The sequence below is a fragment of the Pseudoxanthomonas sp. GW2 genome (genome assembly GCF_000283075.1).
Taxonomy (GTDB): domain Bacteria; phylum Pseudomonadota; class Gammaproteobacteria; order Xanthomonadales; family Xanthomonadaceae; genus Pseudoxanthomonas.
In genome coordinates, this window is the sequence record NZ_ALIP01000054.1 from 1 (window position 1) to 1,494 (window position 1,494).

Annotated in this window: 2 protein-coding genes and 1 tRNA gene; 1 reads left to right on the top strand and 2 read right to left on the bottom strand. The window is 70.4% G+C overall.

Going from position 1 to position 1,494, the window contains the following annotated elements; all coding sequences use genetic code 11:
- The coding region (locus tag B351_RS17740; RefSeq protein WP_019397837.1) for a hypothetical protein at window positions 1–325 on the top strand (325 nt) is incomplete at its 5' end.
- Window positions 326–616: 291 nt separating this feature from the next.
- Here B351_RS17740 and B351_RS0104390 read toward each other — a convergent pair.
- Together B351_RS0104390 and B351_RS0104395 are read right to left on the bottom strand one after the other, a co-directional pair.
- Window positions 617–1,270 (bottom strand): response regulator, encoded by a 654-nt coding sequence (locus tag B351_RS0104390; RefSeq protein ID WP_026010356.1) that lies wholly within the window; start codon window positions 1,268–1,270, stop codon window positions 617–619.
- Window positions 1,271–1,397: 127 nt separating this feature from the next.
- Window positions 1,398–1,487: transfer RNA gene (locus B351_RS0104395), tRNA-Ser, on the bottom strand.
- Window positions 1,488–1,494: the final 7 nt, after the last annotated feature.

The window sequence follows — 1,494 nt, forward strand, 5'->3', positions numbered from 1 at the left end:
GGCGGAGACGCCGGCGGCCGGGGAAGTTCCGGCTCCGGCCGTGGCAGAAGCGCCGGCCGCGGAAGAGCCGGCAGCCGCCGAGGCGGAGCAGCCTGCCAACCCGGACCCGTTCACCACCGCCGGCCTGTTTGACCAGCTGCCGGAAAGCGGGCAGGTGCCTGCGCCGCAGGCCGATGCGAGCCAGGCTGATGCCGCCCAGGCCGAGCCTGGCGAGGCCGGTGGCGAGGAAGCCACCCGGGCCCCGGAAACCGGTGCGGCCGATGCCGCCGCCGGGGAAAAGGCGAACGGCGAGGAACAGGCCGATACGCCGCGCCAGCAGGACTGAGTCCGCCGGCCGGCAGCGACGAAGGCCCGCCGTATGGCGGGCCTTCGTCGTTTCAGGGAAGTTTGTTGGCTCCCCGCCCGGGTTCGCGCCAGACATCGACTGTCTGCCTGCAGTGGCCCGCGGACGGCCGAGGTGCTCTGGCGCCAGGTTCACGGCGCGGCCCGAGCCCGCGTCGCACGGCCCGTCCCCTGCTCCTCCGCTGTCCACTGCAGCAACGAGACCCGTGCGCCGCACGGTGGCGGCGCAACGCCAGCCCCATCCGCGGTGCATGGCTGCGACCGGCGGCGCGGCTTACAGCGAGCGGCCGGGATCCATCAGCCCGTAGCGGGCCGCCAGTCGCGCCAGCGCGATGCTGTCCTGCACGCCGACCTTCTCGAACAGGCGCGACTTGTGCGTGTTGACGGTCTTGGCGCTGAGCTTGAGCCGGCGCGCGATCATTTCCTGGCGCAGCCCCTGGACCAGCAGCATGGCCACTTCCAGTTCGCGCGGCGAGAGCGTGTCGAACGGCGACTCCACCCGTTCCACGCCAGCCAGCGCCATGTTCTGCGCCACGCTGCTGCCAAGGTAGCGCTTGCCTGCGGCGACGTCGCGCACCGCGCGCAGCAGTTCGCGCGCATCGTTGCCCTTGCCGATGTAGCCGTAGGCGCCCACGTCGAGCAGGCGCTTGGGCAGCGGCCCGTCCTCGAGCACGGACACGATCAGCACGTGCCCGTGCACGCCTTCGCGCACGATGCGCTCGGTCACTTCCAGCCCGCTGATGCCCGGCAGGTGCAGGTCGCACAGGACCACGTCCACCGGGGGCGAAAGTGCGCGTAGCTGGCGCAGCGCGTCCTCGCCGCTCTCCGCTTCGCCGGCGACCTGGATGTCCGCTTCGGCGCCCAGGATCATGCGCAGACCGGTCCTGACCAGCGCATGGTCGTCGATCAGAAATACACGGATGGCCATGCCGTTCCCTCGGTATGCCCCGCGCCGCAGCCTATCGCTCCCTCCATGGCGCGACAAGCGGCGCAAGGAATGTTTGCATAACCCTCGGGTGCAACCAGGCCGTGCCCGGGAACCCCTGTCCTGAAGGTGGCGGAGAGAGTGGGATTCGAACCCACGGTAGTGTCGCCACTACGCCGGTTTTCAAGACCGGTGCCTTAAACCGCTCGGCCATCTCTCCGTTTTAC

Coding starts and splice junctions, on each gene's coding strand:
- B351_RS0104390 (WP_026010356.1), bottom strand. CDS start 1,270: ATGGCCATCCGTGTATTTCTGATCGACGACCATGCGCTGGTCAGGACC.